Origin of the sequence: Mesorhizobium sp. M7A.F.Ca.US.014.04.1.1 (genome assembly GCF_003998745.1) — a bacterium.
GTDB lineage: Bacteria > Pseudomonadota > Alphaproteobacteria > Rhizobiales > Rhizobiaceae > Mesorhizobium > Mesorhizobium ciceri.
The window spans coordinates 1-914 of record NZ_RZRW01001173.1 but is presented as its reverse complement, the minus strand read 5'-3'; the positions used below and the strand labels follow the sequence as shown (position 1 = coordinate 914).

Sequence of the window (914 nt, the reverse complement as noted above, 5' to 3'; positions counted from 1 at the left end):
GGCGGGAACGGCCTGCGTCGCACGCTCAAAGATTGCAACGACCTCGTCGAATGGCCGTCCCAGCGCTGCCATGAGATTGCCCGCTTCGAGCAGGCTGACATAGATTTCCTCGTCCCAGAAGCCCAGCTCGGCGCGCTTCAGATAGTTTGCCAGCGATTTTTCACGTTCTCCGGAATCCCTATAGCTCTGCGCCAGATAGAAGGTGTATCGCGAAATAAGGAACGGGTCGGTCTCCGTAGCAAGCGCGTTTTCAAGAACCGCCGCGTCGTCCTGGTACTTTCGCGGGTTTTGACTGCGTGCTCCGCCACGCCCCGTCGCCACGCGAAAACCCTTGGCGGTCTCGCGTGTGAGATGGCCGGGAGGGGCCTCGAGATATTCGTGCAGCACGCCCTTGAAGGAGAAGGGAAGCCGGTTGCGGCAAATCTGCGGGCGATAAAACGAAATGCCCCCATGGGACACCTCGACGTCGTAGAGATCGTGTTCCATGTTCGACTTGAACGCGATCGGATCGAAGTCAGCGTCTTGGACCACGACGTCGTCGGCGTCGATGATCATGGCGTAGTCGACCGTCTCGACTTCACGCAGGCGGTCAAGGGCAAAGGTACGGTTGTACGCAAAGTCCCGCCAAGGCTCGTCGATGACTGTGCCTTTGACATTGTGCAGGGTCAGGAAGGTACGGATGAGGTCCTGCGTGCCGTCCTCGGAACCCGTGTCGATGACGAGCACGTAGTCAACGAGAGGAAGCGCGCTGGCGAGGCATTGCAAGATGACCTTTGCCTCGTTCTTGACGATCATGCACAGGCCGATGGTGCTCATGCTAATCCCTTGGCGGAGTGGCGTTCGTTACACGCTGCTGGAAATTGTTGAAGGGAATTCCTGCGCCTTTGTCCGGCTTTATATCTCATGCATCATCC

1 protein-coding gene is annotated in these 914 nt (G+C 58.1%); it reads right to left on the bottom strand.

Going from position 1 to position 914, the window contains the following annotated elements:
- The coding region (locus EOA22_RS35360; protein WP_127390701.1) for a glycosyltransferase at window positions 1-816 on the bottom strand (816 nt) is incomplete at its 3' end.
- Window positions 817-914: the final 98 nt, after the last annotated feature.